25 protein-coding genes and 2 pseudogenes are annotated in these 24,206 nt (G+C 70.4%); 8 read left to right on the top strand and 19 right to left on the bottom strand.

What is annotated here, in order from left to right; genetic code table 11:
* The 4 genes from ACESM1_RS19195 to ACESM1_RS19180 are packed head-to-tail and all read right to left on the bottom strand — an operon-like array spanning window position 1 to window position 3,478.
* Entirely contained in the window at window positions 1–1,038 is a 1,038-nt protein-coding gene (locus ACESM1_RS19195; protein ID WP_372622818.1) for an ABC transporter substrate-binding protein, read from the bottom strand.
* Between the two features lie 30 nt (window positions 1,039–1,068).
* A complete protein-coding gene (locus ACESM1_RS19190) occupies window positions 1,069–1,863 on the bottom strand; it encodes an ABC transporter ATP-binding protein (protein WP_372622817.1) in 795 nt (264 codons plus the stop codon).
* Window positions 1,860–2,639 carry an ABC transporter permease gene (locus ACESM1_RS19185; RefSeq protein WP_372622816.1) on the bottom strand — a complete coding sequence of 260 codons (780 nt, stop codon included), beginning with the start codon at window positions 2,637–2,639 and terminating at the stop codon, window positions 1,860–1,862. The genes ACESM1_RS19190 and ACESM1_RS19185 overlap by 4 nt, the downstream gene beginning before the upstream one ends.
* Entirely contained in the window at window positions 2,627–3,478 is an 852-nt protein-coding gene (locus ACESM1_RS19180; RefSeq protein ID WP_372622815.1) for an ABC transporter permease, read from the bottom strand. Before ACESM1_RS19180 ends, ACESM1_RS19185 begins: the two co-directional genes overlap by 13 nt.
* 126 nt (window positions 3,479–3,604) lie before the next feature.
* On the opposite strand from ACESM1_RS19180, the gene ACESM1_RS19175 reads away from it, so the two are divergent.
* Complete coding sequence (locus tag ACESM1_RS19175; RefSeq protein ID WP_372622814.1) at window positions 3,605–4,657, top strand: LacI family DNA-binding transcriptional regulator; 1,053 nt, start codon at window positions 3,605–3,607, stop codon at window positions 4,655–4,657.
* On the opposite strand, the gene ACESM1_RS19170 is transcribed toward ACESM1_RS19175, so the two are convergent.
* The 15 genes and pseudogenes from ACESM1_RS19170 to ACESM1_RS19100 form a co-directional block, all read right to left on the bottom strand.
* Complete coding sequence (locus tag ACESM1_RS19170) at window positions 4,654–5,862, bottom strand: phage tail protein (RefSeq protein ID WP_372622813.1); 1,209 nt, start codon at window positions 5,860–5,862, stop codon at window positions 4,654–4,656. The two genes, ACESM1_RS19175 and ACESM1_RS19170, sit on opposite strands and share 4 nt — an antisense overlap.
* A 184-nt stretch (window positions 5,863–6,046) precedes the next feature.
* Window positions 6,047–6,229: a hypothetical protein gene (locus ACESM1_RS19165; protein WP_372622812.1), complete on the bottom strand. Its 183-nt coding sequence runs from the start codon at window positions 6,227–6,229 to the stop codon at window positions 6,047–6,049.
* 64 nt (window positions 6,230–6,293) lie between these two features.
* Window positions 6,294–7,677: pseudogene (locus ACESM1_RS19160) on the bottom strand (IS3 family transposase).
* A gap of 64 nt (window positions 7,678–7,741) precedes the next feature.
* Window positions 7,742–8,050 (bottom strand): hypothetical protein, encoded by a 309-nt coding sequence (locus tag ACESM1_RS19155; RefSeq protein WP_372622811.1) that lies wholly within the window; start codon window positions 8,048–8,050, stop codon window positions 7,742–7,744.
* A 164-nt stretch (window positions 8,051–8,214) separates the two neighbouring features.
* A complete protein-coding gene (locus ACESM1_RS19150) occupies window positions 8,215–9,117 on the bottom strand; it encodes an alpha/beta hydrolase (RefSeq protein ID WP_372622810.1) in 903 nt (300 codons plus the stop codon).
* The gene (locus ACESM1_RS19145) at window positions 9,114–9,737 is read right to left on the bottom strand and encodes a hypothetical protein (protein ID WP_372622809.1); all 624 of its coding nucleotides are present in this window, start codon (window positions 9,735–9,737) and stop codon (window positions 9,114–9,116) included. Before ACESM1_RS19145 ends, ACESM1_RS19150 begins: the two co-directional genes overlap by 4 nt.
* Complete coding sequence (locus ACESM1_RS19140) at window positions 9,734–10,522, bottom strand: ABC transporter permease (RefSeq protein WP_372622808.1); 789 nt, start codon at window positions 10,520–10,522, stop codon at window positions 9,734–9,736. The genes ACESM1_RS19145 and ACESM1_RS19140 overlap by 4 nt, the downstream gene beginning before the upstream one ends.
* Window positions 10,519–11,463, bottom strand: a complete 945-nt coding sequence (locus ACESM1_RS19135; RefSeq protein ID WP_372622807.1) for an ABC transporter permease — start codon at window positions 11,461–11,463, stop codon at window positions 10,519–10,521. The genes ACESM1_RS19140 and ACESM1_RS19135 overlap by 4 nt, the downstream gene beginning before the upstream one ends.
* Window positions 11,464–11,470: 7 nt before the next feature.
* Window positions 11,471–13,066 carry an ABC transporter substrate-binding protein gene (locus ACESM1_RS19130; protein WP_372622806.1) on the bottom strand — a complete coding sequence of 532 codons (1,596 nt, stop codon included), beginning with the start codon at window positions 13,064–13,066 and terminating at the stop codon, window positions 11,471–11,473.
* Window positions 13,067–13,082: 16 nt separating this feature from the next.
* Entirely contained in the window at window positions 13,083–13,541 is a 459-nt protein-coding gene (locus ACESM1_RS19125) for a RidA family protein (protein WP_372622805.1), read from the bottom strand.
* Complete coding sequence (locus ACESM1_RS19120) at window positions 13,538–14,464, bottom strand: NAD-dependent epimerase/dehydratase family protein (RefSeq protein WP_372622804.1); 927 nt, start codon at window positions 14,462–14,464, stop codon at window positions 13,538–13,540. Before ACESM1_RS19120 ends, ACESM1_RS19125 begins: the two co-directional genes overlap by 4 nt.
* Window positions 14,445–15,395, bottom strand: a complete 951-nt coding sequence (locus ACESM1_RS19115) for an ABC transporter ATP-binding protein (protein ID WP_372622803.1) — start codon at window positions 15,393–15,395, stop codon at window positions 14,445–14,447. Before ACESM1_RS19115 ends, ACESM1_RS19120 begins: the two co-directional genes overlap by 20 nt.
* A complete protein-coding gene (locus ACESM1_RS19110) occupies window positions 15,392–16,369 on the bottom strand; it encodes an ABC transporter ATP-binding protein (protein WP_372622802.1) in 978 nt (325 codons plus the stop codon). The genes ACESM1_RS19115 and ACESM1_RS19110 overlap by 4 nt, the downstream gene beginning before the upstream one ends.
* Window positions 16,366–17,502 (bottom strand): mandelate racemase/muconate lactonizing enzyme family protein, encoded by a 1,137-nt coding sequence (locus ACESM1_RS19105; protein WP_372622800.1) that lies wholly within the window; start codon window positions 17,500–17,502, stop codon window positions 16,366–16,368. The genes ACESM1_RS19110 and ACESM1_RS19105 overlap by 4 nt, the downstream gene beginning before the upstream one ends.
* 156 nt (window positions 17,503–17,658) lie before the next feature.
* On the bottom strand, window positions 17,659–17,844 hold the full coding sequence (locus ACESM1_RS19100; protein WP_372622798.1) for a hypothetical protein: 186 nt from the start codon (window positions 17,842–17,844) through the stop codon (window positions 17,659–17,661).
* A 170-nt stretch (window positions 17,845–18,014) separates the two neighbouring features.
* Between ACESM1_RS19100 and ACESM1_RS19095 the strand changes: the two genes are divergently transcribed.
* The 7 genes and pseudogenes from ACESM1_RS19095 to ACESM1_RS19065 all read left to right on the top strand — a co-directional run bounded on the left by ACESM1_RS19095 (window position 18,015) and on the right by ACESM1_RS19065 (window position 24,115).
* On the top strand, window positions 18,015–18,608 hold the full coding sequence (locus ACESM1_RS19095) for a histidine phosphatase family protein (protein WP_372622796.1): 594 nt from the start codon (window positions 18,015–18,017) through the stop codon (window positions 18,606–18,608).
* Between the two features lie 363 nt (window positions 18,609–18,971).
* Entirely contained in the window at window positions 18,972–19,610 is a 639-nt protein-coding gene (locus ACESM1_RS19090) for a GntR family transcriptional regulator (protein ID WP_372622794.1), read from the top strand.
* Window positions 19,601–20,692: an isocitrate/isopropylmalate dehydrogenase family protein gene (locus ACESM1_RS19085; protein ID WP_372622792.1), complete on the top strand. Its 1,092-nt coding sequence runs from the start codon at window positions 19,601–19,603 to the stop codon at window positions 20,690–20,692. Before ACESM1_RS19090 ends, ACESM1_RS19085 begins: the two co-directional genes overlap by 10 nt.
* Window positions 20,689–21,702 (top strand): Gfo/Idh/MocA family protein, encoded by a 1,014-nt coding sequence (locus ACESM1_RS19080; RefSeq protein ID WP_372622790.1) that lies wholly within the window; start codon window positions 20,689–20,691, stop codon window positions 21,700–21,702. The genes ACESM1_RS19085 and ACESM1_RS19080 overlap by 4 nt, the downstream gene beginning before the upstream one ends.
* A 31-nt stretch (window positions 21,703–21,733) precedes the next feature.
* Entirely contained in the window at window positions 21,734–22,138 is a 405-nt protein-coding gene (locus ACESM1_RS19075; RefSeq protein WP_372622788.1) for a hypothetical protein, read from the top strand.
* 33 nt (window positions 22,139–22,171) lie between these two features.
* Window positions 22,172–23,099, top strand: a pseudogene (gene istA / locus ACESM1_RS19070) (IS21 family transposase); the annotation flags it as partial.
* Between the two features lie 170 nt (window positions 23,100–23,269).
* Complete coding sequence (locus ACESM1_RS19065) at window positions 23,270–24,115, top strand: serine hydrolase (RefSeq protein WP_372622786.1); 846 nt, start codon at window positions 23,270–23,272, stop codon at window positions 24,113–24,115.
* Window positions 24,116–24,206: the final 91 nt, after the last annotated feature.

Raw genomic sequence — 24,206 nt, 5'->3', positions numbered from 1 at the left:
TCAGCGCGCCTCCGCGAAGGCCGAGAGCCGCGCATCGTCGGCGACGCGCTTCATGTGGTCGTCGCTGATGTAGCTGCGCGGCTCCGGCACCTGCTGCAGCGTGCCCACCGCCTTGAGGTAATCGCCAAGCTTGCCGAACCAGCCATCCACCGTGGAGGCGCCGGCGGAGCGGTCCAGCAGGCGGAGCTGCTCGCGCAGCGTGAAGGTCGGCCGCGTGTCGATCTCCTTCTCGAGGTACTTGTCCGGCAGCGTCACGCCGCCCTGCTGGTAGAAGCGCGCCATCATCCGGACGGTCTCCGCGCGGTTCTGCTTCTGCCAGGCGACGGAGCGCAGATAGACGGCGAGGTAGGCGGCGGCGAGCGCCGGCTGCTCCCGCGCGAAATCGGCGCGGAGGATCAGCGCGCCCGGCACCGTCGCACCGGCATCCCTGCCCGAGCAGATGACGACGCCCTCCGCGCGCTCCTCCAGCGTATAGATGTTGGGCGCCCAGACGCCGGCCAGCGCGCCGTTGCCCGAGGAGAAGGCGCTGATGATCTGCGCCTGGCCGAGGTTGACGAAGGTGACGTCGCGCCGCGACAGGCCCCATCTCTCGAGGCAGGCGAAGGCGGCGTATTCGCCGGTGGAGTTCGTGGTCAGCAGGATCTGTTGCCCACGCAGCGAGGCGGGGTTGGCGCGGATGCGCTCCACATCGCCGCGGCGCGCGACCAGCGCGTTGCCGGCGCTCTCGTCATTGGTGATGCCGACGGTGAGCAGCCCGAAGCGCTGCGCGCCGAGCACGGCCGGCGCCGAGCCGGTGCCGCCCGCATCCCAGGCGCGCGCGGCAAGGGCTGCCACCTGCGGCGCGCCGGCGGCAAAGGTGGAGAATTCCGGCTGCAGCCCGACCTCGCGCCACCACCCCTTTTCGGTGGCGATGAAATAGGGCAGCGCCCAGTAGAGCGCGGGCTGGTAGCTGACCTTGATGGTGGTGAGCCCCTGGGCGGTCGCCGGGCGGATGGCGGGCAGCGCCAGCGTGGCGGCGAGCAGCATGCGACGGTTCATGACGGTTCCTCTCCCTTCCCTGTGGTTGGTTCAGTCGTCGGGACGGATCTGGTCGCGCAGCAGGCGCCAGATATGCGTCCTGAGATGGGTGAAGCTGGGCAGGTCCATGACCGCGTCGATCGGCATGCCGTCCCAGGCCTCGGCCTCGCGCAGCGGGCGGATGTCCACGATCTCCCGCAGGCGGCCCGGATCGCGCGCCAGGACCACGACGCGGTCGGCGAGATAGACCGCCTCCTCCACCGCATGGGTGATGAAGAGCGTCGTGCGCGGCTCGCGCCGGGTCAGGCGCACCAGCTCCTCCTGCATCACCGTGCGTGTCTGCGCATCCAGCGCGCCGAAGGGCTCGTCCATCAGCAGCACGTCGGGCTCGATCGCGTAGGAGCGCGCGATGGCGACGCGCTGCTGCATGCCGCCCGAGAGCTGGTGCGGATAGCGGTCCTCGGTGCCCTGCATGCTCATCAGCCGGAGGTAATGCGCCACCACCTCGTCCTGCCGCGTGCGCGACGCGCCCTGGCAGCGCAGGCCGAAGGCGATGTTCTCGCGCACCGTCTTCCACGGAAACAGCGCGAATTGCTGGAACACCACCGCGCGGTCGGGGCCGGGCGCGGTCACCTGCTTGCCGCCCACCGTCACGCGGCCCGAGGTCGGATGGTCGAGGCCGGCCGCCATGCGCATCAGCGTCGTCTTGCCGCTGCCGGAGGGTCCGACGACCGCGACGAATTCGCGTTCCTCCACCACGAGCGAGACGTCGTCGAGGGCCACGAAGTCGCGTCCCGCGCGGGTCGGGAAGGCCTTGCCCACGCCTTCGAAGCGGATGTCCTTCATGCCTGCCCCCAGCGCGATTTCACCACCGCCTCGACGCGGCGCAGCGCAATGTCGAGCAGCAGCCCGACCACGCCGACTGCGAGCATGCCCGACATCACGATGGCAGGCGCCAGGTTGGACTGCGCCTGCACCATCACGTAGCCGATGCCCGCCGAGGCGACGATCAGCTCCGCCCCGATCAGCGACTGCCAGGCGAGCCCGGCGGAAACGCGCAGCCCCGCGACGATGGAAGGCAGGCTGCCGGGCAGCAGCACCTCCGCCATGATCCGCGGGCCGGATGCGCCGAGCACCTGCGCCGCCTCGACGATGCGCGGCTCCACGAGCTTCGCGCCGCGATAGGCGTTGATCAGGCAGGGCGGGAAGGCGCCGGCGAAGATCACCATCACGGGCCCGCCGATGCCGGTGCCGAACCACAGCGCCGCGAAGGGCACCCAGGCGAGGGGTGCGACGAAGCGCAGCATCTCGAAGAGCGGGCTGACGATGTCGTCCAGCAGCCGCCAGCGGCCCATGGCGAGGCCGAGCGGCACGCCGACCAGCGCGGCCAGCACGAAGCCCATGCCGAAGCGCCCGAGGCTTGCCGCCAGGTGCTGCAGCAGCGTGTGGCCGGCGAAGGGCTCGAAGGCCAGCCGCCAGGCGGTGGCGAGCACCGCGCCCGGCGTCGGCAGCGCATTGGCCGAGACAAGGCCAAGTGCGGCGACGCCCTGCCAGATGCCGAAGAAGCCGAGCGTGCCGAGCAGCGTCAGCACCCAGCGCTCGAGCGGCTTCAGCTGCGCCATGGGATCAGCCTCCGCTCTGCGATGGCGACGAGCCGCGTGGTAGCCGCGCCGAGGATGCCCACGACCACCATCGCCACCGCGATCATCGGCGGGTTGATGTCGCGATAGGCGGCGTCCAGCACGCGGCCGAGGCCGTAGAAGGCGCCGACCAGTTCGGCCGCCACCAGCGTCGTCCAGGAGGCCTGCAGCGAGAGCCGGAGACCGGTGAAGATCATTGGCAGGCTGCCCGGGATGATCACCTCGGTCAGCAGCCGCCCTGGCCCGGCGCCGTGCACGCGCGCCGCGGCGATCAGCGTCCGGTCCACGCCGCGAACGCCCGTCCAGGTGTTGATCACCGAGGGGACGAAGGCGGCGAACCAGATGACCAGCACCTTCGCGGCGTCGCCCAGGCCGAGCCAGACGATGGCAAGCGGGATCCAGGCGAGCGGAGGGATCGGGCGAACCAGCAGGAAGGCGGGGTTGAGCAGCGCCTCGGCGCGCGGCGAGACGCCCATCACGAGGCCGAGCGGCACCCCGGTGACGACCGCGACCGCAAAGCCCATCAGCACCAGCCGCGTCGAATGCCACGCCTGCACCCAGAGCGTGCCACCGGCATAGCCATCGGTCAGGAACTGGTTCAGCGCAGCCCAGAACTCGGCCGGCGAGGGGAAGCGGAAGGGGCTGACGAGGCCGGTCGCGCTGGTCAGCAGCCACCACAGCAGCAGGACACCGATGAGGCTCGCCGCGCCGATCAGCGGCCTCTGCCGCGCGCTGATGCGCGGCAGGCGCCCGGCCGGGTGCGGCGGCGCGAGCACGCCCGCTTCGGGGCGGCCCGGCACCGGCATGTCGGGTGCCGACATCTCTGGCGTTTCCTGACCCTGTCATTTGTAAGCGTTTTCATGATGCCATCATGGCCTAGACCCTTTTGTCAACGAAAAATGTGCCCGGTCCTTCCGGCCGGACGGAAAATCGCTTACTTTGGCTGGGTGATCGCGCGCATCGGCATACAGGAGGTCGCGGAAGCGGCAGGCGTCTCCGTCGCCACCGTCAGCCGTGCCCTCAACACCCCGGGCCGCGTGACGCCGGCGCTGCGCGCGCGGGTCACCGAAGCTGCGCGGCGCCTCGGCTATCTCGGCAATGGCGCCGCGCGCGCCCTCGCCTCGCGGCGCAGCGGCGCGATGGGCGCTCTGGTGCCCACGCTCGACAACCCGGTCTTCGCCGCCTGCATCGACGCCTTCCAGCAGCGCCTCGACGCGCATGGCACGTCGCTGCTCGTGGCCACGGCCGGCTATGACGCGGCGGCAGAGACGCGCGGGCTCCGTACCCTGCTGCAGCGTGGCGTGGATGGGATCCTCCTGGTCGGTGCAGCGCACGAGCCCGAGACCTGGGCGCTCCTGCCGCCCGGCCTGCCCGCGGTGGTCACCTGGATGCATCGCGCCGAGGGCTGCGCCTTGCCTTGCATCGGCTTCGACAACCAGGCCGCCGCGGCGCGCATGACGCGCCACCTGGTCGAGCTCGGCCATCGCCGCATCGCCATGATCGCCGGTCAGTCGCGCGGCAACGATCGCGCCGCGGCGCGCATCGCCGGCGTGCGCCAGGCGCTGGCCGAGGCTGGCCTTTCCCTCTCCCCGCCGCTGCTGGCCGAGCGCGCCTACACCGTTGCCGACGGGCGCGCCGCGATGGAGGCGCTGCTCACCTTGCCCGATCCGCCGAGCGCCGTGGTCTGCGGCAACGACCATCTCGCCTTCGGAGCGCTGGTCGCGGCGCGGCGTGCCGGGCTTGCCGTGCCGGACGACATCTCAGTTACGGGCTTCGACGACCTGGATTTCCTCGCGCATGGCGAGCCGCCGCTGACCACGGTGCATGTTCCGGCCGCGGAGATGGGCCGTCGCGCCGCCGATCATCTTGTCGCTCTGGCCGCCGGGCAGACGCCGCCGCCGCCTGCGGAGCTGGAGGCGCCAGTGGTGCTGCGCGGGACCACCGCGCCGCCGGCGCACCGTCAGCCGGGCGCTGCCGCGAAAGGAGCGAGAGGCGCTTAGCGGTCCTCCGGGACCGGCAAGCTATACCCTCGCGCATGGCAGTCGAGTGCAGAGGCGATGCTGCTGGTATCCAGCGAGGCATCGGCGAAGTCCCCCCGCCGCGCGCCAAGCACCGTGATGACGACGTTCGCCGTCGCGCCGGCGGCCAGACTCGGCACCACCTCGAGACTCTCGCCCGGCTGCAGGGCGAGGTTCTCGACGCTGTTCCTGGCCCACAGATCGCGATGCGCCTGCTCGGCCCGGGCCTTGGCCTCGGCGGCGTCCAGCACCACGGCGATGTCGTAGGCCGCCTTGGCCAGGCCCGAGCCGTCCTGGCGGGTGCTGCGCACCGTGCCGGGCTGGTAGTCCCGCGCCGGGTCCATGTGGGTCAGCGTCAGCTCGCGCGGCAGGCCGTTCTCCTCAGCCCGGGCCATGGTCCAGCGATCGGCGTCGGCATCGCCCTCGGCGCTTGCGCCGAAGGCGTCGGCCTCCATGCCGCCGAGCGCGGCGACGCCCCTGGGCTTCACCGCCACCCCGCCCGGCACGGCGCAGCCGACGAGAGAGTAGGCCAGCATCAGCTCCTCGATGGCGGCGCGGGCGCTGGTGGGACGCGCCACGGCATAGCCGGCCAGTGGCCGGGCGGTGGAGGCAGAGTCCGCCGCGGCGACGCCGGCGCGGCTGGCCAGGGCGTGCAGGGTCCTGGCCAGGTCAGCCCCGCCGGCCTCGATCTCGGCGGTGATCTGCGGGATGCGGTTGGCGAAGTCGGCGAGTTGCAGGCCCTCGAAGACCAGGTAGCAGAGGCCGCGATAGGCCGGGCAGTTCGCCGCCCCGACGTCGGCCGCGATCAGCGCGTCCGCCGCTTGGCTGTCCGTCCCCGAGTAGATGCGGATGTTGGCCGCGAGGGTCTGCGGCGGTGAGGCGCTGCTGTCGTAGAACAGCTTGCCATCGGCCCAGATGCGGCGAATGCCGGCGACCGGCCCCTCGCAGAAGGCGACCGCGAAGTTGGCGCTGTAGCTGTAGGTGGTGCTGGTCTGTCGCTTGCCGCCGCCCTTGCCGCCGCTGCGCTTGTTGGAGGCGGTCTCGATCAGCGGCATGGCATAGATGATGTTGCCGCCCATGCGGATGCGCTGGCCATAGGCGAGCGGGATGGCGGCGCCGTAGGTCGAGGTGGTGACGGTAAGGTCGCGCGGCCCCTCGACGCGCTGGCCGCCGCCAGTACCGAACAAGGGGTTTGTCGATCGCCGAGCCGGCGAGCGCGCCGAGGCCGCGACCGAGGGCCGCACCGAGCGGCCCACCGATGGCGCCACCAACGACGCTGCCTACGACCCAGAGGGCAAGCGTGGCCATGGCTCAGAGCCTCTGTCGGGATGAACGCGGACGGTCATGGTTGGGCGGGAAGCGGAACTGCATTCAGAGGCGCAGTGAGTGCGACATGACGAGCGGACTAGCTCGGCCGGACGCCGAGATCACACGCACGGCATAGCGCAGCGAGCCGAACGCGGGCGGTGCCGTGTCCACCCGAAGCGCCCCGCGTAGCGGACGTGGCGCGACGCGCCGCTCGGGGTTGAGGCGCAGCAGTTCATTGTCCGTCATCAGGTGGTTTGAGACACGCGGGGTGCTGAGCTAGAGGAGGATTTGGCTCACCTGGGTTGCGAGATTATGCGGCCTGGCGGTGGTGCAGCAAGCGGTGTTGCTGGATGGTCTGCCGCTTGGTGCGCTCGCGCTCGAGCAGGATCCCCTGTCGTCTGCCGAAGTAGACGTCGGCCGGGATGAGGTTATCCAGGCTCTCGTGCACGCGTTGGTGGTTGTAGTGCTCGATGAAGGTCGCGATCTGCGCCTTGAGCTCGCCGGGCAGGTAGTAGTTCTCGAGCAGGATGCGGTTCTTCAGCGTCTGGTGCCAGCGCTCGATCCTGCCCTGGGTTTGGGGGTGCGAGGGCGCACTGCGGACGTGCTCCATGCTCCTCGCGGCGAGCCAGGAGGCGAGCTCGTCGGCGATGTAGCCTGGCCCGTTGTCGGACAGCAGTCGTGGTCGGTGGTGCACGCGGGCGTCGCTGCAGCCCGAGGCCTCGAGGGCGAGTTCGAGGGTGTCGGTGACGTCGCTGGCGGCCATGGTCGTGCAGAGCTTCCAGGCGATGACGTAGCGCGAGAAGTCGTCGAGCACGGTCGAGAGATAGAACCAGCCCCAGCCAGTGACCTTGAGATAGGTGAAGTCGGTCTGCCAGAGCTGGTTGGGTGCCGTGGTCTTGGTGTGGAACTCGGTTGCCGCCTTCACCACGATGAAAGCCGGGCTGGCGATCAGGCCATGGGCGGCGAGCAGGTGGTAGACCGAGGCCTCGGAGACGAAGTAGTGCTCATGGTCAGTGAAGCGCACGGCGAGTTCGCAAGGCGACAACTCGGGCTCGACCAGCGCAAAGTCGACAATCTGATCCCGCACCGCATCGGGGATGCGGTTCCAGACGCGATTGGGCCGGGACGGCTGGTCCTCGAGCGCCTCCGGCCCGCCGGTGCGGCAGAGATCATACCAACGATGGAACGTTGCTGGCAGGTGTCGAGATGCTGCAGCGTTCGGCGCACCGACAAATGCGATTGCTCGACCACGCGGATGATCTCGAGCTTCTCGGCGGCGGGGTATTTCATTCGCGCCCGTCCCCTTCTGCGATCATGCCTTTTTTGATCAGGCGCAGCTCGAGCGCCTGCTCGGCGACAACCTCCTTCAGCGCCCGGGCTTCCTGGCGCAGCGCCTTGACCTCATCGGTGGTCGCAGCCCGCGCCGTGTCGCCGGTCAGGCGGCGCTTGCCGGCTTCGAGGAATTCCTTGGGCCACGAGTAGTAGAGGCTCTCGGCAATGCCTTCGCGCCGGCACAGCGCGGCAATGCTCTCCTCGCCGCGCAGGCCTTCCAGCACGATGCGGATCTTCTCCTCGGCCGTGTGGTGCTTGCGCGCACGGCGGCGGATGTCGCGCACCACCCGCTCGGCGGACGGCTTCTTGGAGAGCGGGACAGCTGGTTCCCGGGCGGCCGGGGCGGAGGATTTCTGGCTCATCTTCACTCCATCGATGGTTACGATGAGCCAGAAATCCTCCGCTCCTCAACAGCCCAGATCTGTCTCATAGGCGCCGACGCCGGACAACGGGAACATTCCCTGCGTGGCCGCAGGCCTGGCCACGGTCGAGATCCTCGAGCGCGACGACGGCGCGGCGCTGCGCCGCATCGCCGAACTCGGCCGAGTGTTGCGCGACGGCCTGGCACGCCTCGGCGAGAGTCACGGGCTGCCGTTGCGGATGCAGGGACCGGGCCCGATGTTCCATGCCGGCTTCTCCGCGCTTCCGCGCGCCACCGAGTTCCGCCACGTTGCCGCCGACGGCAAGGCCTCCGATCACGCCTTCTGCCGCGGGATGCTGCTGCGCGGCATCCACCTGATCGAACGCGGCCTCTGGTACGTCTTCGCAGCACACACCGAAGCGGATGTCGCGGCGACGCTCGATCGCGCCGACAGCGCCCTCGCCGCACCCGCCGAAGATCGACCATGGACCGCGACCGGCGGTCAGCGCCGTCGGCCGGCCAGGGGGAAGACGCCCGGTCAGGCACTCCCGCGGGCGGCGCCGGCCCGATTGGCACCTGACGGGGCGACAAGACGACCGAGCAGATGGATCACGTCGCTTCCCGGATGCATGTACTGGTCGAGGATGTCGAAATGGTGCTGGCGCGGCGTCACCAGCAGGCCAGGCTTGAGCCCGTGGCGCGCGAGGTGCCGTGCATAGCGCACGGACTGGTCGATCCAATGCTCCGGCTCGTCGCCGCCCGCCATGACCCAGGCCGGGCAGGCACAGCGCGGCGGCAGGGCCTCGTAGTCGTGGCGGGCGCTGATGTCGGGCGTCAGGCGGATATCGGCATTCACGCTGGTGCGCATCGCGGGGGCGGGATCGAAGATGCCGCTGATCATCAGGGCACCCTTGATCATGTCCGCGCCCAAGCCCCGTGCACGCCAGTCGGTCGCGAGCCCGGCGGCGACGAGATGCGCGCCGGCGGAATGCCCGGACATGGTGATCCGGGACGGGTCGCCGCCATGGCCGGCGATGTTGCGCGCCACCCACTCCATCCCGGCAATCGCGGAGGCGACGGTGCCGTCGAGCGTGACGGCCGGACAGAGATCGTAGTTCATCACCGCCACCATCACGCCCTGCGCCACCAGCCAGGGCGCGAGGAAGGCGAAGTTGCGCTTGTCCTGGGCGCGCCAGTAGCCGCCGTGGAAGAAGAGATGGACAGGAAAGGGTCCCTGCCCGGGCGGGCGGAACAGATCGAGCTTGTGCAGCGGGCCGGCCCCGAAGGCGATGTCCGTCTCGGGCTTCAGCGCCGCGATGGCCGCTGCATTGGCCGGCTCGCGACGGCGGCGCGCGGCCTCGAAATCAGGCACGCTGCGCTGCGGGTTGTACTGCGCCTCGTGCTCCTCGGCGGAGAGCCCTTCCCAGATCGGCGTCGTCATGCTGGCTGCAGCGCTGTGAGTGTGTCGAAGAACTGGCGCGCGGCGGTGCTGCGCGGCTTCGCGGCCTCCTCCGCGTCCCAGGCACGGAAGGTCGGACGGCCGTGCAACTCCGCATCAAGCACCATGCAGCGGATGAAGGCGCTGCCTGGCAGCAGCGCCCGGCCGATGACCGGATCGAAGCCGGTCTCGAACCAGGCATCGCCGGCATCGATGCGGTGCGCCGCCTCGCCGACCTCGGCCAGCAGTCGGCCGCCCAGCAGCCGGCGGATCCCAGGACCGGCATGGCCATGCTTCGGCGTCGCGCCCTCGGGCGGGAAATCCACGCGGTCCATGCGCAGGACGAAGGGCGCGGCCGCATCGCGCTGCAGCGGATGAGCAAGGATGAGCCGCGCATATTCCTCCGGCGCGGCGAGCGTCGGGACGTCGGAGACGTCGAAGCGCCAGACCTCGCCGCTGCCCGCGAGCACGGCGGGACCGGTAGCGAAGATGGCCGTATCCGGCGCAAGCGGCGTTCCATCCAGCGTCACGCTGCCGTGGCGCAGATAAAGGCCGCGCACCGCCGGTGGCAGGGCGCGCGACTCCTCCTCCAGCAGGTCCTCGAACAGGGCAAGACGGATCATCGGCCGAGTTTCTCCCTGAGGCCCTGGCCGAGCAGCATCATCGCGGCGGCGGAGAGCAGCACGAACAGCCCGGGCCAGAGCGACATCCACCACGCGACCAGGATGAAGTTCTTCCCCTGCTCGAGGATCGCGCCCCAGTCCGGCGTCGGTGGCACCACGCCGAGGCCGAGGAAGCCGAGCGCTGCCTCGATCTGCAGCGCGAGCGGGAAGACGATGACGAACTGCAGCACCAGCACTGGCAGTGCATTGGGCAGGATCTGCCGTACCAGGATCGAAGACTCGGTGAAGCCGGCAGCGCGCGCGGCCTCGACATAGGTCAGCTGCACCTCCGCCAATGCGGCGGAACGGCCGATGCGGAAGAAGGTCGGCAGGTAGATCACGGCGAGCGCCAGGATGAGGTTCGCCGCGCCGGGGCCGAGCACGCCCGTGATCATCACCCCCGCGATGATGGGGGGAAAGGTCTGCACCATGTCCGCGGCACGTCCCGCCGCCAGGTCGAACCAGCGCCCCGCGAAGCCCGCCACGATGCCGAGCCCCCCGCCGATGACGGCCGCGATCAGCAGCGAGAGCGTGACCAGGCCAAGCGTGATGCGCGTGCCGTGGATGACCCGCGCGAAGACGTCGCGGCCGACATCGTCGGTGCCGAACCAGTGCGCGGCGCTCGGCGGCTGCAACGCGCGAGAGGGGTCGAGCGCGAAGGGCGATTGCGGCGCCACCCATCCGGGGGCGACGATCAACACGGCGAAGAACGCCAGCAGCACCAGACCCAGTCGCCATGCCGTCATGGTCTCAGCCGCGGGTCCAGCAGCCCGTAGAGCAGATCGACGGCCAGGTTGATCGTCGTGGCGATGATCACGACGAAGAGCAGGGCGCCCTGCACCACCGGATAGTCGCGTCCCTGGATCGCCGAGAGGATCAGCCGCCCGAGGCCCGGCAGGGAGAAGAGGGATTCGATCACCACGACGCCGCCCAGGATCTGCACCAGGATCAGCCCCATGAAGGTGACGAGCGGGATCATCACGTTCGCCAGCGCGTGCTTGAAGTACAGCTCGCGCGGCGTGAGGCCCTTGGCGCGGCCGGCGCGGATGTAGTCCTTGCCGAGTTCCTCGATCATCAGCCCACGGACGAACTGGCTGTAGGCGGCCGCCTGCAGCACCGCGAGCGAGAGCACGGGCAGCACCAGGATGGCGATGTTCTCCTCCAGGTCCTCATGCGGTCCGGACCAGGCGAAGGGCGGTGACCAGTCGAGCGCGGCGGATGTGCCGACCAGCAGCATCAGCCCCAGCCAGAACACGGGTGCCGACAGCCCGATCAGGTTGAAGGTCTGGATGGCGCGATCGATGCGCGTGCCCTGGGCGATGCCGGCGACCACGCCGAGCGGCACGCCGACCAGCGTCGCCAGCGCAAGCGTCAGCACCGCGAGTTGCAGCGTGACAAGGAAGGCGTCCCACACCATCGCGGAGACAGGCCTTCCCTGATACCAGGAACGGCCGAGATCCCCCTGCACCGCACCGCCGACCCATTCCGCGAACTGCGCCCAGAGCGGGCGGTCGAGCCCGAAGAAGGCGCGCAGCGCCTGCTCCGCCGCGCGGTCGCTGCCGGTCTGGCCCAGCATCTGCCCGATGATGTCTCCGGGTACCGCGCGCATGAGCAGGAACACGGCAAGGCTCGAGAGCAGCGCGGCGATCGCCGCCGCGCCGAGCCTGCGCCCGAGGAATCCGGCCATGCCGGGCTCAGCCCTCCACCCACGCCTTCGCCAGACCGAAATACCAGCCGGTGCCGTGCTGCACGTAGTTCTTCAGCCGCGTGCGGTTGGCCGTCAGCAGGTCCGAGGAGAACATCATGATCGTCGGCACCTCCTCCGCCAGGATCTTCTGGAACTCGGCGTAGATCGCCTTGCGTGCGGCGGGATCGGCGGTCTCCTGGCCACGGTCGAGCAGCGCGCTGGCCCGGGCGTTGTTCCAGTTGCGGAAGTCGGCGCCTTCCGGGGCAGCGCGGAAGTGGCGGTAGTAGAGCAGGCTGGGGTCAGGCGTCGTGCCCCAGTCGTTGAAGGTGAAGCCCATCTCGCGCGCCCGGAAATTGCGGATCCAGACGCCGAGGTCCAGCTTGCGGATGTTGACCTGGATGTTGATGCGACGCAGCTGCTCCGCGATGGTCACGGCCGCGGCATCCATCCAGTCGTAGCCGATGATGGTCGTCAGATCGATGTCGAAGCCGCTCGGATGCCCCGCCGCGGCCAGCAGCGACCGCGCGCGGTCGAGGTCCACGCGCTGGTTCGGCAGCTGGTCGATCGGCACGCCCCAGGCCTCCTGCATGCCCGCGACCATCGTGCCGATGACCGTGCCGTAGCCGGAGATGGACGCGTCCATCACGGTCTTCTTGTCGATGGCGAGCGCGATGGCCTGGCGCACGCGCATGTCGCTGAGCTGCTGGTACTTGCAGTCCAGGTCGACGGTCTTCTGGTTCAGCGAGGGCCAGCGGTGCACCTGGACGCCCGGCGCATTGGCCAGCGCCTGGGTGTCCTGCGGACGGGAGAACATCGCGAGGTCGATGCGCCGCGACTGCAGCCCGACCACCATCGCCGCGCTGTTCGGCATGGTGACGAAGGTGACCTCGTCCAGGTAGGGCAGGCCCGGCTGCCAATAGTCGGGATTGCGCTCGAAGGTCAGGGTGCTGTTGGGGCGGAACTGCTTGAGCTTGAACGGCCCCGTGCCGACCGAGATCTCGTTCATCCGCGTGCCGGAGTTCGGGGTCTCGAAGAAGCCGCGGGGCACCACCGCGCCGTATTTGTTGGTCAGCGTCATCGGCAGCGCGGCGTTCGGGCGCGAGAGGTTGAACACGACCGTGTGCTCCTCCGGCGCATCGATGCTCGCGACGGAGGAGAGATCGCCCGCGCCGGGCGACCCGTTCGCCGCATTGCGCATGAAGTCGTAGGAGTATTTCACGTCGGCCGAGGTCATCGTCTGCCCGGTATGAAACTTCACGCCGCGGCGCAGCCGGAAGGTCCAGCTCTTTCCATCGGCCGAGGCCGCTGCACTCTCCGCGAGCAGGGGCCGTGCGACGCCCGACTGGTCCTCGTAGAAGAGGCCCTGGTACATCAAGACCGAGACGCGGATGCGCGCATCCGCCGCCTGGCGGAACGGGTCGAGCGCCGGCGGCTCGACCAGGCTGCCGATCGTCACGCGCCCGCCGCGGCACGCGCCGGGCGGGGTCGGGCCAGAGATCAGCGGGTCGATTTGCGCCTGCTGCGCGCGGGCGACGCCTGGCAGCGCGAGCGAGCCGAGGGCGAGGTGAAGCGCCGTGCGGCGCGGAAAGGTGAGGTTGCGCATTCCGTCTGCTCCCTTGTCACTGCACCGAAGTCACGAACTCGATCTCGACCGGCACGTCGCGCGGCAGGGCGGCGACGCCGACCGCCGAGCGGGCATGTCGGCCGGCATCGCCGAAGATCTCCGCAAGCGCGCGGGATGCGCCGTCCACGACGGCCGGCTGATCGAAGAAGCCCGGCGCGGAACTGACGAAGCCCACCACCTTCACCACCCGCTTCACGCGATCCAGCGTGCCGAGCGCCTCCCGCAGCACGGCCAGGCCGTTGAGCAGGCAGCAGCGCGCGACGGCGCGGCCGGTCTCGACATCCACGGCCTCGCCAAGCCTGCCGCGGGCCATCAGCCCGTCGCCGTCCCAGGGGAGCTGGCCCGACACCCAGGCAAGCCCGCCCTCCACCACCACCGGCACATAGCCGAAGGCCGGCGGCCGCGGTGGCGGCAGCGTGATCCCGAGGTCCTTCAGCCGCTCTTCGAAGCTCATGCACGGTGCTCCAGCAGGTCACGCAGCGTGCTGCGCAGGTCGTGGGCGCAGGCGAAGCCCGTATGCTGTTCCAGCCGGAGCTGGCTGACCAGGGGCCAGACGAGGCCAGGTGCGGCCACCACCCGCGGCGCGTAGCCCGGGACGAGGTCGGCAAGCGTCGCGGCGACCTCGGCCCAGGATGTCGTGAAGCCCGCCAGGTGGTAGATCGGCGCGGGCGCGGATGCCCGCAGCAGATGCGCGAAGAGCCGCGCGACGTCCTGCACATGGGCGGCGTCGAAGGGTGCTTCGGGCAGCGCCTCCTCGGGCGTCGCGCCGGGCGCGGCGGCGGTCACGAGCCGCGTGACCGCCGCTGCCGCGCCGGCATACCAAAGGCCCGGCCCGAAGATGAGAGGCAGCCGAACGCCCGTGACATCGAGCCCATGGGCGCGCCGGACGAACAGCGCCGTCTGCTCGGCAAGGTGCTTGGTCAGGCCATAGGTGGTGGCCGGCGCGCAGGCGACCTCCTCCGTCACGCGCGCACCGACCCGGTCCACCGGTCCGATCGCGACGGTGGAGCTCGACCACAGCAGGCGCCTCACGCCGGCCTCGGTCGCCGCCTGCATCAGCCGGCGGAAGCCGAGCAGGTTGATCGCGAGCGCACGCTCCGGCTCCGCCTCGCCCGACCGCGCCAGGCCGACGCCACCGGTGGAGAAGGCGGCGAAGTTGAGGATCGCGGCGGGGCGGGCTTCGGCGATGGCGGCACGCAGGCTGCCGATCTCCTCGATGCTGCCCGGCAGCCAGCGCGCGCCGGCAGGCAGGGCATCGCGGCGATCCGGCTCGATGACATGCACCGCGTGGCCCTGCGCCAGCAGGTGCCGCACGCAGGCGCCGCCGACGAAGCCGCCGCCACCGACGACGAGGAGGCTAGAAGGCGAGGTCGTCACGGATGCAGGCCTTCTCGTGTCGTGCTGCGACGCTGCGCAGCGCCGGCACCTCCTTCGCGCAGTCGGGCAAGGCGAAGGGGCATCGCGTGCGGAAGACGCAGCCCGAGGGCGGCGCGGCCGGCGAGGGGATCTCGCCCTGCAGCACCATCTCCGGCCGCTTCGACCCGGGTGCGGCGGCCAGCAGCGCGGCGGTGTAGGGATGCCGCGGCGCGGTGAAGAGGGCGCGCGCCGGCCCCGACTCCATCACGCGGCCGAGATAGAGGACCACCACGCGGTCCGCCATCGCCTCCACCACCGTCAGGTCGTGCGAGATGAACAGCATGGCGAGGCCGAGCTCGCGGCGGAGGTCCTGCATCAGCTTCAGGATGCCGGCCTGCACCGACACGTCGAGCGCCGAGACCGGCTCGTCCGCCACCAGGAAGCGTGGCCGCACCGCCAGCGCCCGGGCGATCGCGATGCGCTGGCGCTGGCCGCCCGAGAACTGCCGCGGCCGCCGCCGCATGTCCGACGCTTCCAGGCCGACGCGCGTCAGCGATGCGGCGACCTCGGCCTCCCCATGCGGCAGGCCATGCAGCTTCATCACCTCCGCGATCGCGCCGCCAATGGAGCGGCGTGGGTTCAGCGAGGCGAAGGGGTCCTGGAACACCATCTGCATGTGCCGCCGCAGCGCCCGGCGCTGCGCCGGGCGAAGGGCGCCGAGCTCCGCTCCCTCGAAGAGCACCGCACCCGCGCTGGCCGGCAGCAGGCCGAGCGCCACGCGGCCGAGCGTCGACTTGCCGGATCCCGATTCGCCGACGAGCCCGAGCACCTCGCCGACCGCGACCTCGAAGCTCACCTGCTCGACGGCGCGCAGCACCGGGCGCGCGAACAGCCCCTGACGCGGCAGCAGGAAGTGGCGGGAGACGCCGCGGAGTTCGAGAAGCGCCGTCACGCCAATGCGTCCCAGCGTCGGCAGCGCGACTCGTGAGCCTCCGTGACGCGGTCCAGCGCCACCGGGCCGGCGGTGCAGGCAGGCTCCGCCAGCGCACAGCGCGCGGCAAAGCGGCAACCGGCGGGAAACATGCCCCGCGGCGGCGCGCCCGGGATCGGTGCGAAATGCACGAGACCATCCGGGCCGCGGTGCGGGCGGCATTCCAGCAGCGCACGCGTGTAGGGATGGTGCGGCTGCGCCAGGACGTGTCGGGCCGGCCCGGTCTCCACCACCTGGCCGGCATACATCACGGCGATCCGGTCCGCGATGTCGGCGACCAGTTCCAGGTCGTGCGTGATGAACAGCATCGCCATGCCGGTGCGCGCCTGCAAGGCCTTCAGCAATCGCAGGATCTGGGCCTGGATCGTGACGTCCAGGGCCGTGGTCGGCTCGTCCGCGATCAGCAACTGCGGCGAACAGGCCAGCGCGACTGCGATCATCACGCGCTGGCGCATCCCGCCCGACAGCTGGTGCGGGTAGGAACGGATGCGCTGTTCCGGATCCGCGATGCCGACATCGCGCAGCAGGTCGAGGCTCCGCCCGGCGGCCTGCGCCTTCGACAGACCCTCATGGCGGCGCAGCACCTCCGCGATCTGCTCGCCGATGGTGAAGACGGGGTTCAGGCTGGCGCCAGGATCCTGGAAGATGATCGCGATCTCGCGCCCGCGATAGCGCCGCAGGGCAGCCTCGGGCATCGGCAGCAGGTCCTCGCCCCGCCACAGGATCCGCCCGCGCGCCACCGCGCCATCGTCCCGCCCGAACAGGCGCAGGATGGCGAGCGCCGTGACCGACTTGCCCGATCCGCTCTCCCCCACCACGGCGAGGGTTTCGCCCGCGCCGATGACGAGATCGACACCATCCACCGCCTGTATGCCGCCCCCGCGGAAGGCAACCGAAAGGTCGCTGATCGCCAGCAGCGGGGCTGCGGCACTCATGCCGGTGCGAAGCGTGTCAGTGCATCCGGCGCCAGCGCGATGCCGAGGCCGGGTCCCTGCGGCACGCGCAGCCGGCCCGCGGCGTAGTGCAGAGGCTCGGCCAGCACCCCGTCGCGCAGCGCATTGTCGCCGGTGTCGTATTCCAGCATGGCGGGAAAGGCGACGTGCTCGCCCGCCGGATAGGAAGGCTGGGCCGCCATGAAGTGCAGCGCAGCCGCAAGACCGACGCCCGTGCCCCAGCAATGCGGCGAGAGACGAAGGTGCTCCGCGCAGACCAGGCTGCCGATCGTGCGCGCCACCTCGAAGCCGCCGCAGAGCGTCAGGTCGGGCTGCAGCACCGCGGCCAGCCGGCCGTCGATGATCCTGCGGTGGTCGAACAGCGCGTAATGCGCCTCGCCGGTCGCGACGGGGATCGGCGCGCGGCCGCGCAGCTCCGCATAGCCGCCCCAATCCTGCGGCGCCACCGGCTCCTCGTACCAGTGGATGTCGTGCTCGGCGATGCGATGCATGCTCTCGAGCACGGCATCGGCCGTGTAGTTCCCGTTGGCGTCGACCGTCAGGATCGCCTCGGGCCCGATGATGCGCCGCGCAAGCGCGCAGCGTTCCGCATCCTGGCGCGGATTGCGGCCGATCTTGATCTTGTGCGCGACATGGCCCGCGGCAACGGCGCGTTCGAGCTGGCGGGCAAGCGCGGCGGCCTGGTCGTCCTCGGTGGTGAAGTACCCGCCTGACCCGTAGACCGGAATCTCCTCCCGCAGCCGGCCGCCGATGAGGTCCGCCACCGAGAGGCCGAGACGCTTGCCCATCGCGTCATGCGCAGCGATGTCGATGCCGCCAAGCAGCGCCACGAGCCCGTTCGCCGTGCCGAAATGATAATGGCTCGCGAGGATGGATTGCGCGACGCCACGCTGCGCGAAGAGGCTGGCGCCGATGAAGCGCGCCCGCACGACATCGAGATACGCCCTGCTGATCGGGGCAGGTCCCCAGGCTTCGCCGATGCCCTCGATGCCGTCATCGGTCAGCAGCCGCACGATCCCCGCTCCGCGCTTCGGGACCAGGCCGCGCGACGATCCGTAGGGAACCGCGACGGGATACTCGACCGCGAGGAGTTCGATGGCAATGATGCGTGTCACGGCTCGGCCACGATGCGGATTGACTACGGACGTGCCGGGACCATCGGGAAGTGTCCGACGGGATATCCGGCAGGCAACGGCAGCGCGATGCTATACGAACGCGCGGGGCTGGCAATCCGCGCCGGCGCGCGCGCCGCCAGCGACGTGCCCCGCGAGCTATCGCTGCCTTGGCTCATCCAGAAGCCAGTAGAGGATGTTGTTGCATAGGGTCGGGTCACGGGTGAGTTCCAGATGCTCACGCGGCAGTAAGATGCCGCGCTGGATGCCCATCGGCATCATGGCGCCATGCCCGCGTGTCTCCATGCCCTGCCGCAGGTCGAGCAGCACCGAATCGCGCAACACGACGCCGTCGCCCGCTGCCGTCCGGGATAACAAGGAGCTTGGCGCCAGTGGGGCGTTAGGCAACCACCGCCTGTGCACAGACGCTGCTCGCCTGCGATCCTGGGCGTGCGCGACGGGACGGTGCGGCTACGGATGGGCAAAACCGCACTCTGCGTGGCATTGGAGAGGCCATGACGCGCCCGACGCCGACAGTCTACTTCGTCACGCATCCCGACGTGCTGATCGACCCGTCGGTGCCGGTCGCAGACTGGCCGCTGTCGCCGCGGGGCCGCGAGCGGATGGCCCGCGCCCTCGCACTGCCCTGGGTCGGCCGCGTGGGCGCGGTGTGGTGCAGCACAGAGCGCAAGGCGCGCGACGGCGCGGAGATCCTCGCGGGCCACCTCGGCCTGCCCGTCCAGGTGCTGACCGAGCTTGGGGAGAACGACCGGTCGGCCACGGGCTACCTGCCGAAGGCCGAGTTCGAGGCGGTGGCGGACGAATTCTTCGCCCGCCCGCACGAGAGCGTCCGCGGCTGGGAGCGCGCAGTCGACGCGCAGCGCCGGATCGTGGGCGCCGTCGAGAAGGTGCTCGATGCCTCCGCGGGCGGGAAGGGCGACGTCGCCATCGTCGCGCACGGCGGGGTCGGGACGCTGTTGCTGTGCCACCTGCGCGGCGACCCGATCGGACGGACGCACGACCAGCCGCCCAACAACGGCGGCAACTACTTTGCCTTCGACGCTGCGACGCGCCGCGTCCACCACGGCTGGAGGGCAATCGACTCCTGATGCCTGTTCGCGCGCCACGTGACGAACTGGTGGCCATGGCAGCAGAGCGACGGGGATACGGGAGAGGGCGACAGGATCCTCTGGTAGCTGCGGGAAGGCCACGTCCAGCTCTCGAGGATGACCCCCTTCATGTCCCGGCCATCCTACACTGCGTGCGCCCGCGTACGCATTGAACGCCCCATGACGAACGATGTTGACACCAGGTGCCTGCGTCAGTCAGACTATGCATACGTTACTGGATACGAATGTGATGGTCATCCGCCTCCTCGCCGTCAACGCCCGGGCACGCGGCTGAACGGCCGCGGCGCGAGCGCAACGACGCGTCCCGCCCTGGCCCGAGCCCGCCCCGCCACCGCGGCGGACGTGGCCTACCAGCAGATCAGGCGGCTTATCCTGGACAATGCACTGCCGCCCGGCACGCAGCGCCTGGAAGCGGAGCTCGCGATGGAGCTCGGCGTCTCGCGCACGCCGGTGCGGGAGGCGATGCTGCGGCTCGCGCAGGACGGGCTGGTGGCGGTCACGCCGCGGCACGGCATGCGCGTGCTGCCGGTCTCGCTCGCCGACATGCGCGACATCTACGATGTGCTGGAGAGCCTCGAGCCGAAGGCGGCGGAACTCCTGGCGCGGCGCGGCCTGCCGCCGGAGCGCCTGGCCACGCTGCACGCAGCCTGTGATGCAATGGAGGCTGCGCTCGCCAGCGGCGACAGGCAGGCCTGGGCAGCGGCTGACGAGGCCTTCCATCGCGACCTCCTCGCCCTCTGCGGCAACGGGCGTCTCGCCGCCATGGTCATGCAGGTCTGGGACCAGTCGCACCGCGCGCGGATGCTGACGCTCAACCTCCGGCCGCTGCCGGCCGCCTCCACCAACGAGCACCGCGCGATCATGGTCGCGATCGCCAGCGGCGACGGCGACGGGGCGCGCGAGCTGTTCCGCGTGCACCGCCGGCGCGGCGGCGCCGAGCTGATGTCCCTGATCGAACGGAGTGGCCTCGCATGGCTCTAGCTTCCAATTCCGTGCGTGTCGCCCTGATGCCCGGCGACGGCATCGGCGTGGAGGTGACCGAGGCGACGATGGGCGTGCTGGAGAAGCTGGCGCGCCGCCACGGCCTGGGCCTGCGCACGGAAACGCTGCAGGCCGGCGCCTTCGTCTATCAGGCCACCGGAACGGCGATGAGCGAGGAGGTCTTCCGCAGCGCCGAGGCGGCGGATGCGATCCTGCTCGGCGCCATGGGCTGGCCCGGCATCCGATATCCGGACGGCACGGAGATCGCGCCGCAGCTCGACCTGCGTTTCCGCCTGGGTCTCTACGCCGGCGTGCGGCCGATCCGCGCCATCCCGGGCGTGCCGCTTGCGCTGGCGCATCCGCGCGCCAAGGAGATCGACTTCGTCGTGCTGCGCGAGAGCACCGAGGGCCTCTTCTGGTCGCGCGGCCGCGGCGAGGTGATCGAGGACCGCGAGGCGCGCGAAACCATGGTGATCACGCGGACCACCACCGAGCGCCTCTCCCGCTTCGCCTTCCGCCTCGCGGAGCGTCGTTCGCAGCGGCTCGGCCGGCCGCAGAAGGTGACGCTGGTGGACAAGGCCAATGTCTTCACCTCGATGGCCTTCATGCGGAAGGTGTTCGAGGAGGTCGCGCGCGAGTTCCCCGCCGTGCCCTCCGGGACGCACTACATCGACGCCATGGCGCTCGACCCCGTGCGCCGCCCCTGGGACTTCGACGTGCTGCCGATGGAGAACATGTTCGGCGACATCATGTCGGATCTGGGTGCGGGACTGGTCGGCGGCATGGGCTATGCGCCCTCGGCCGATATCGGCGACGAGCATGCGGTCTTCCAGCCGAGCCACGGCACGGGGCCGGACATCGCCGGCAAGGGCATCGCCAACCCGACCGCGATGATCCTGTCGGCCGCGCTGATGCTGGACTGGCTCGCCGCCCGTGGCGCCGGACAGGTCTGGGCGGATGCGGCGGCCGAGCTCGAATCCGCCGTGGACGGCGCCTTCGCCGCCGGTCTGCGCACGGCGGAGTTCGGTGGTGTCGGCACGCGGGAGGTGGCGCGCGCGGTGGCGGAGCGCATCCCGGGATGAGGGTCGCGATCATCGGCTGCGGCTACTTCGCGCAGTTCCACCGGGATGCCTGGGCGCGGCTGCCGGTGGAGGTGGTCGCGCTCTGCGACGCCGAGCGCGCGAAGGCGGAGGCGGCGGGCCGGGATGTCCCGGGTGCGCGTGCCTTCACAGACGCCGCCGCGATGCTGGAGGAGGCGCGGCCGGAGCTGGTGGACATCGTGACGCCGCCCGCCACCCATGCCGACCTGGTCGCGCTCTGCGCCGCGCACGGCATCCCGGCCATCTGCCAGAAGCCGCTGGCGCCGGACTGGGCGACCGCCGTCGGTATCGTGGAGACGGCCGAACGGGCCGGAACCCCGCTCCTCGTTCACGAGAACTTCCGCTTCATGCCCTGGTTCGCGGAGGCGGAGCGGCTGGTGCGCGACGGCGCGGTGGGCGAACCGCTCGACATCTCCTTCCGCCTGCGCTCCGGCGACGGGCAGGGACCCGAGGCCTACCTGTCGCGCCAGCCCTATTTCCGCAGCATGAAGCGCTTCCTGGTGCATGAGACGGTCATCCACCTGATCGACGTCTTCCGCTTCATCTTCGGCGAAGTCGCCGGCGTCTTCGCGCGGCTGCGCCGGCTGAACCCGGCGATCGTCGGCGAGGATGCGGCGACGGTGCTCTTCGCCTTCGCCGAGCCGCGACGCAGCGGCATCGTGGACGGCAACCGGCTGCTGGACCACCCGAGCGACGATCCGCGGATGACCAACGGCGTGCTGCTGGTGGAGGGCACGGGCGGCCAGCTTCGGCTCGACGGCTTTGGCCGGCTCTTCCTGCGGCCGCATCGCGGCGAGGAGCGCGAGCACCGCTACGCCTGGGAGAGGCGCGGCTATGGCGGCGACTGCGTCTTCCGCCAGACCTCGGCGGCACTGGCGCATCTGCGCGACGGCGCGCCCGTGCCGAACACGGCGCGGGCATGGCTGCGCAACATGGAGGTCGAGGAAGCCATCTACCGGTCGGCCGAGGAGGGCCGCTTCGTCAGCGTCTGAACGACATGCGTTTCCACAAGGGAGGAAGGACATGAACGGCCTCAAGGCAACGCGCCGGGCGACCCTGCTCGGCGGATTCGGGATGCTCGCCGCGCCGGCGATCGCCCAGGGGCAGCAGGTGCGAACGCTGCGTCTGAACCACACGGATACCGACATCGGGGCGCGGCAGGAAGCGGCGCTGCTCTTCGCCCGGCGCATGCAGGAACTCACGGATGGGCGATTCCGCGTGCAGGTCTTCCATTCCGGCCAGCTCGCCAACGACGCGCGCAGTCTGGAGCAGGTGGCCGTCGGCTCCGTCGACCTGGCGATCACCGGCGTCGTCACCTATGCCACGCACACGCGCCCGCTCAACCTGTGTACGTGGCGGCGCGAAAGTCGGCCAATGGAGCGGCGCCATGGCGGCGCTGCGGGCGGAGTGAAATCCAGCCATTGGTAGGAGTGCCTCCCGGTGGGGAGGAGGCTCCGGAGGATGTATGCCGTGGAGGTCTACGCGACGGTCCGGCAGCTGGTGTTCGCGGAGGGGTTGAGTCGGTGGGAGGTGGCGCGGCGGCTGGGTCTGAGCCGTGACACGGTGGCGAAGATGTGCCGGTTCTCGGAGCCGCCGGGCCGTGTGCGGACGAAGCCGGTGGAGCGGCCGAAGCTGGGTACGCTGACCGGGGTGATCGACGCGATGCTGGTGGCGGACCGGAGTGCGCCGGCGAAGCAGCGGCACACGGCGAAGCGGATCTGGCAGCGGCTGCGGGACGAGCACGGCTTCGCTGGCGGCTAGAGCACGGTGAAGGACTACGTGTGGCTGGCACGTGGGCGGGCGCAGGAAGCGTTCGTGCTGCTGGTCCATCCGCCGGGGGACGCGCAGGTCGACTTCGGTGAGGCGGTTGCGGTCGTCGCCGGCGAGACGGTGAAGGTCCACTTCTTCTGCATGGACCTGCCGCACTCGGATGCTGCCTTCGTCAAGGCCTACCCGGCGGAGACCACGGAGGCGTTCCTCGATGGCCATGTCTCGGCCTTCGGCTTCTTCGGCGGGGTGCCGCGGTCGGTGCTGTATGACAACACCCGGCTGGCGGTGGCGCGCATCCTTCCCGACGGCACGCGGGAGCGGACGCGGCCCTTTACCCGGCTGGTCAGTCCACTATGCCTACAAGGATCGGTTCGGGCGGCCTGGCAGGGGCAACGACAAGGGGAAAGTGGAGGCGCTGGTGAAGCACGCGCGCCGGGCCTTCCTGACGCCGGTGCCGTGGGTGGCGTCCTTTGCGGCGCTGAACGCCGAGCTTGAGCGGCAGTGCCTGGCGCGGCTGCGCGAGACGGCCGGCCGGGACCCGCGTCCGGTGGGCGAGCGGCTTAACGCCGATCTTGCCGCGCTGATGCGGCTGCCGGCGGGTCCATTCGAAGCGTGCGACATCGTGGCCGCGCCCGGCGCGGCCACGAAGGACGGAGCCAACATACTTGACGCTCGCGATTAGAGAACTTCGCGGGGGGAGGATCAATCCTGGCGAAGCCGGCCGATGGGCCGGCACCCCTGGCGATGATGATGGGGTGTGCATAGGCTGTCGACGGAGAGGAGACGAGCATGGAAAGACTGACGAAGCGGCTGGCCGAAATCGGCGAGGCCTATCCGTTCAAGACGCGCTGGCACGTGAAGGACCTCGCCACCGGACGGGAGGCGCATCACGAGGGCGATGTACCGATGCCGTCTGCCAGCACACGCAAGACCTCGATCCTGATGGCGGCGATGGCGGCCGTGCATGCAGGCAAGCTGCGGCTGGAGGACCCCGTCGTGCTGGAGGAGCGGCTGCAGAAGGATGTCGCCTCCGGCACCTACCGCTACATGACGCCGGGCTGCGTCATTCCTTTCCGCGACGTGCTGGTGAACATGATCATCACCAGCGACAATGTCTGCACTCAGGCGGTGCTGGAAAGACTGGGGCCGGAAACGATGGACGGCTACTGCCATGGCATCGGCATGACGCGCACGCACCACCGGGGACTGATCCCGCCGCTCGGCATCGGCTGGGACCATCCTGCGGAGGCGGTGGCGACGACGACGCAGTCGGACCAGGTGCTGCTGCTCGACCTGATCCTGCGCGGCACCGAGGACGAAGCGGTCGCACGACGGCTCGGCAGCACGCCGGAGCTCTGCCGCCTGGCGATGGACATCCTGAGCTGGCAGATCCTGCGGAACCTGATCCCCTCGCTGCTGCCCTACGGCACCAAGGTTGCGCACAAGACCGGGCGTGGCCGGCGCGGCCGCATGGATGCCGGGATTGTCTTCGACGGCGCCAGGCCGCTGTTCATCCTGGCGGCCGCGACCGACTGGGTTCCGGAAACGATGCCGGACGGGTTGCCGGGCTTCGCGTCCTCCTTCGCGAGCATCGGCCGCGTCGCGCGCGCCTGCTGGGAAGAGCTGCGGAGCTAGGAGCCTGTCCTTGTAACGGGTGATGAGGCTCGACAGGTAGGGCGCGGGGTGATTCGCTCTTCGGCATGAGGAAGAGCTTCCGGCCGTGGAG

The organism is Falsiroseomonas sp., from assembly GCF_041690465.1.
Taxonomy (GTDB): domain Bacteria; phylum Pseudomonadota; class Alphaproteobacteria; order Acetobacterales; family Acetobacteraceae; genus Falsiroseomonas.
Note: the sequence above shows the minus strand (reverse complement) of the source record. Positions and strands in the feature narration are given on the sequence as shown.

Excerpts from the sequence above, each read along its gene's own strand:
- ACESM1_RS19195 (WP_372622818.1), bottom strand. The coding sequence starts at position 1,038 with ATGAACCGTCGCATGCTGCTCGCCGCCACGCTGGCGCTGCCCGCCATC.
- ACESM1_RS19190 (WP_372622817.1), bottom strand. The coding sequence starts at position 1,863 with ATGAAGGACATCCGCTTCGAAGGCGTGGGCAAGGCCTTCCCGACCCGC.
- ACESM1_RS19185 (WP_372622816.1), bottom strand. The coding sequence starts at position 2,639 with ATGGCGCAGCTGAAGCCGCTCGAGCGCTGGGTGCTGACGCTGCTCGGC.
- ACESM1_RS19180 (WP_372622815.1), bottom strand. The coding sequence starts at position 3,478 with ATGTCGGCACCCGACATGCCGGTGCCGGGCCGCCCCGAAGCGGGCGTG.
- ACESM1_RS19165 (WP_372622812.1), bottom strand. The coding sequence starts at position 6,229 with ATGACGGACAATGAACTGCTGCGCCTCAACCCCGAGCGGCGCGTCGCG.
- ACESM1_RS19150 (WP_372622810.1), bottom strand. The coding sequence starts at position 9,117 with ATGACGACGCCGATCTGGGAAGGGCTCTCCGCCGAGGAGCACGAGGCG.
- ACESM1_RS19145 (WP_372622809.1), bottom strand. The coding sequence starts at position 9,737 with ATGATCCGTCTTGCCCTGTTCGAGGACCTGCTGGAGGAGGAGTCGCGC.
- ACESM1_RS19140 (WP_372622808.1), bottom strand. The coding sequence starts at position 10,522 with ATGACGGCATGGCGACTGGGTCTGGTGCTGCTGGCGTTCTTCGCCGTG.
- ACESM1_RS19135 (WP_372622807.1), bottom strand. The coding sequence starts at position 11,463 with ATGGCCGGATTCCTCGGGCGCAGGCTCGGCGCGGCGGCGATCGCCGCG.
- ACESM1_RS19130 (WP_372622806.1), bottom strand. The coding sequence starts at position 13,066 with ATGCGCAACCTCACCTTTCCGCGCCGCACGGCGCTTCACCTCGCCCTC.
- ACESM1_RS19125 (WP_372622805.1), bottom strand. The coding sequence starts at position 13,541 with ATGAGCTTCGAAGAGCGGCTGAAGGACCTCGGGATCACGCTGCCGCCA.
- ACESM1_RS19110 (WP_372622802.1), bottom strand. The coding sequence starts at position 16,369 with ATGAGTGCCGCAGCCCCGCTGCTGGCGATCAGCGACCTTTCGGTTGCC.
- ACESM1_RS19095 (WP_372622796.1), top strand. The coding sequence starts at position 18,015 with ATGACGCGCCCGACGCCGACAGTCTACTTCGTCACGCATCCCGACGTG.
- ACESM1_RS19085 (WP_372622792.1), top strand. The coding sequence starts at position 19,601 with ATGGCTCTAGCTTCCAATTCCGTGCGTGTCGCCCTGATGCCCGGCGAC.
- ACESM1_RS19080 (WP_372622790.1), top strand. The coding sequence starts at position 20,689 with ATGAGGGTCGCGATCATCGGCTGCGGCTACTTCGCGCAGTTCCACCGG.
- ACESM1_RS19075 (WP_372622788.1), top strand. The coding sequence starts at position 21,734 with ATGAACGGCCTCAAGGCAACGCGCCGGGCGACCCTGCTCGGCGGATTC.
- ACESM1_RS19065 (WP_372622786.1), top strand. The coding sequence starts at position 23,270 with ATGGAAAGACTGACGAAGCGGCTGGCCGAAATCGGCGAGGCCTATCCG.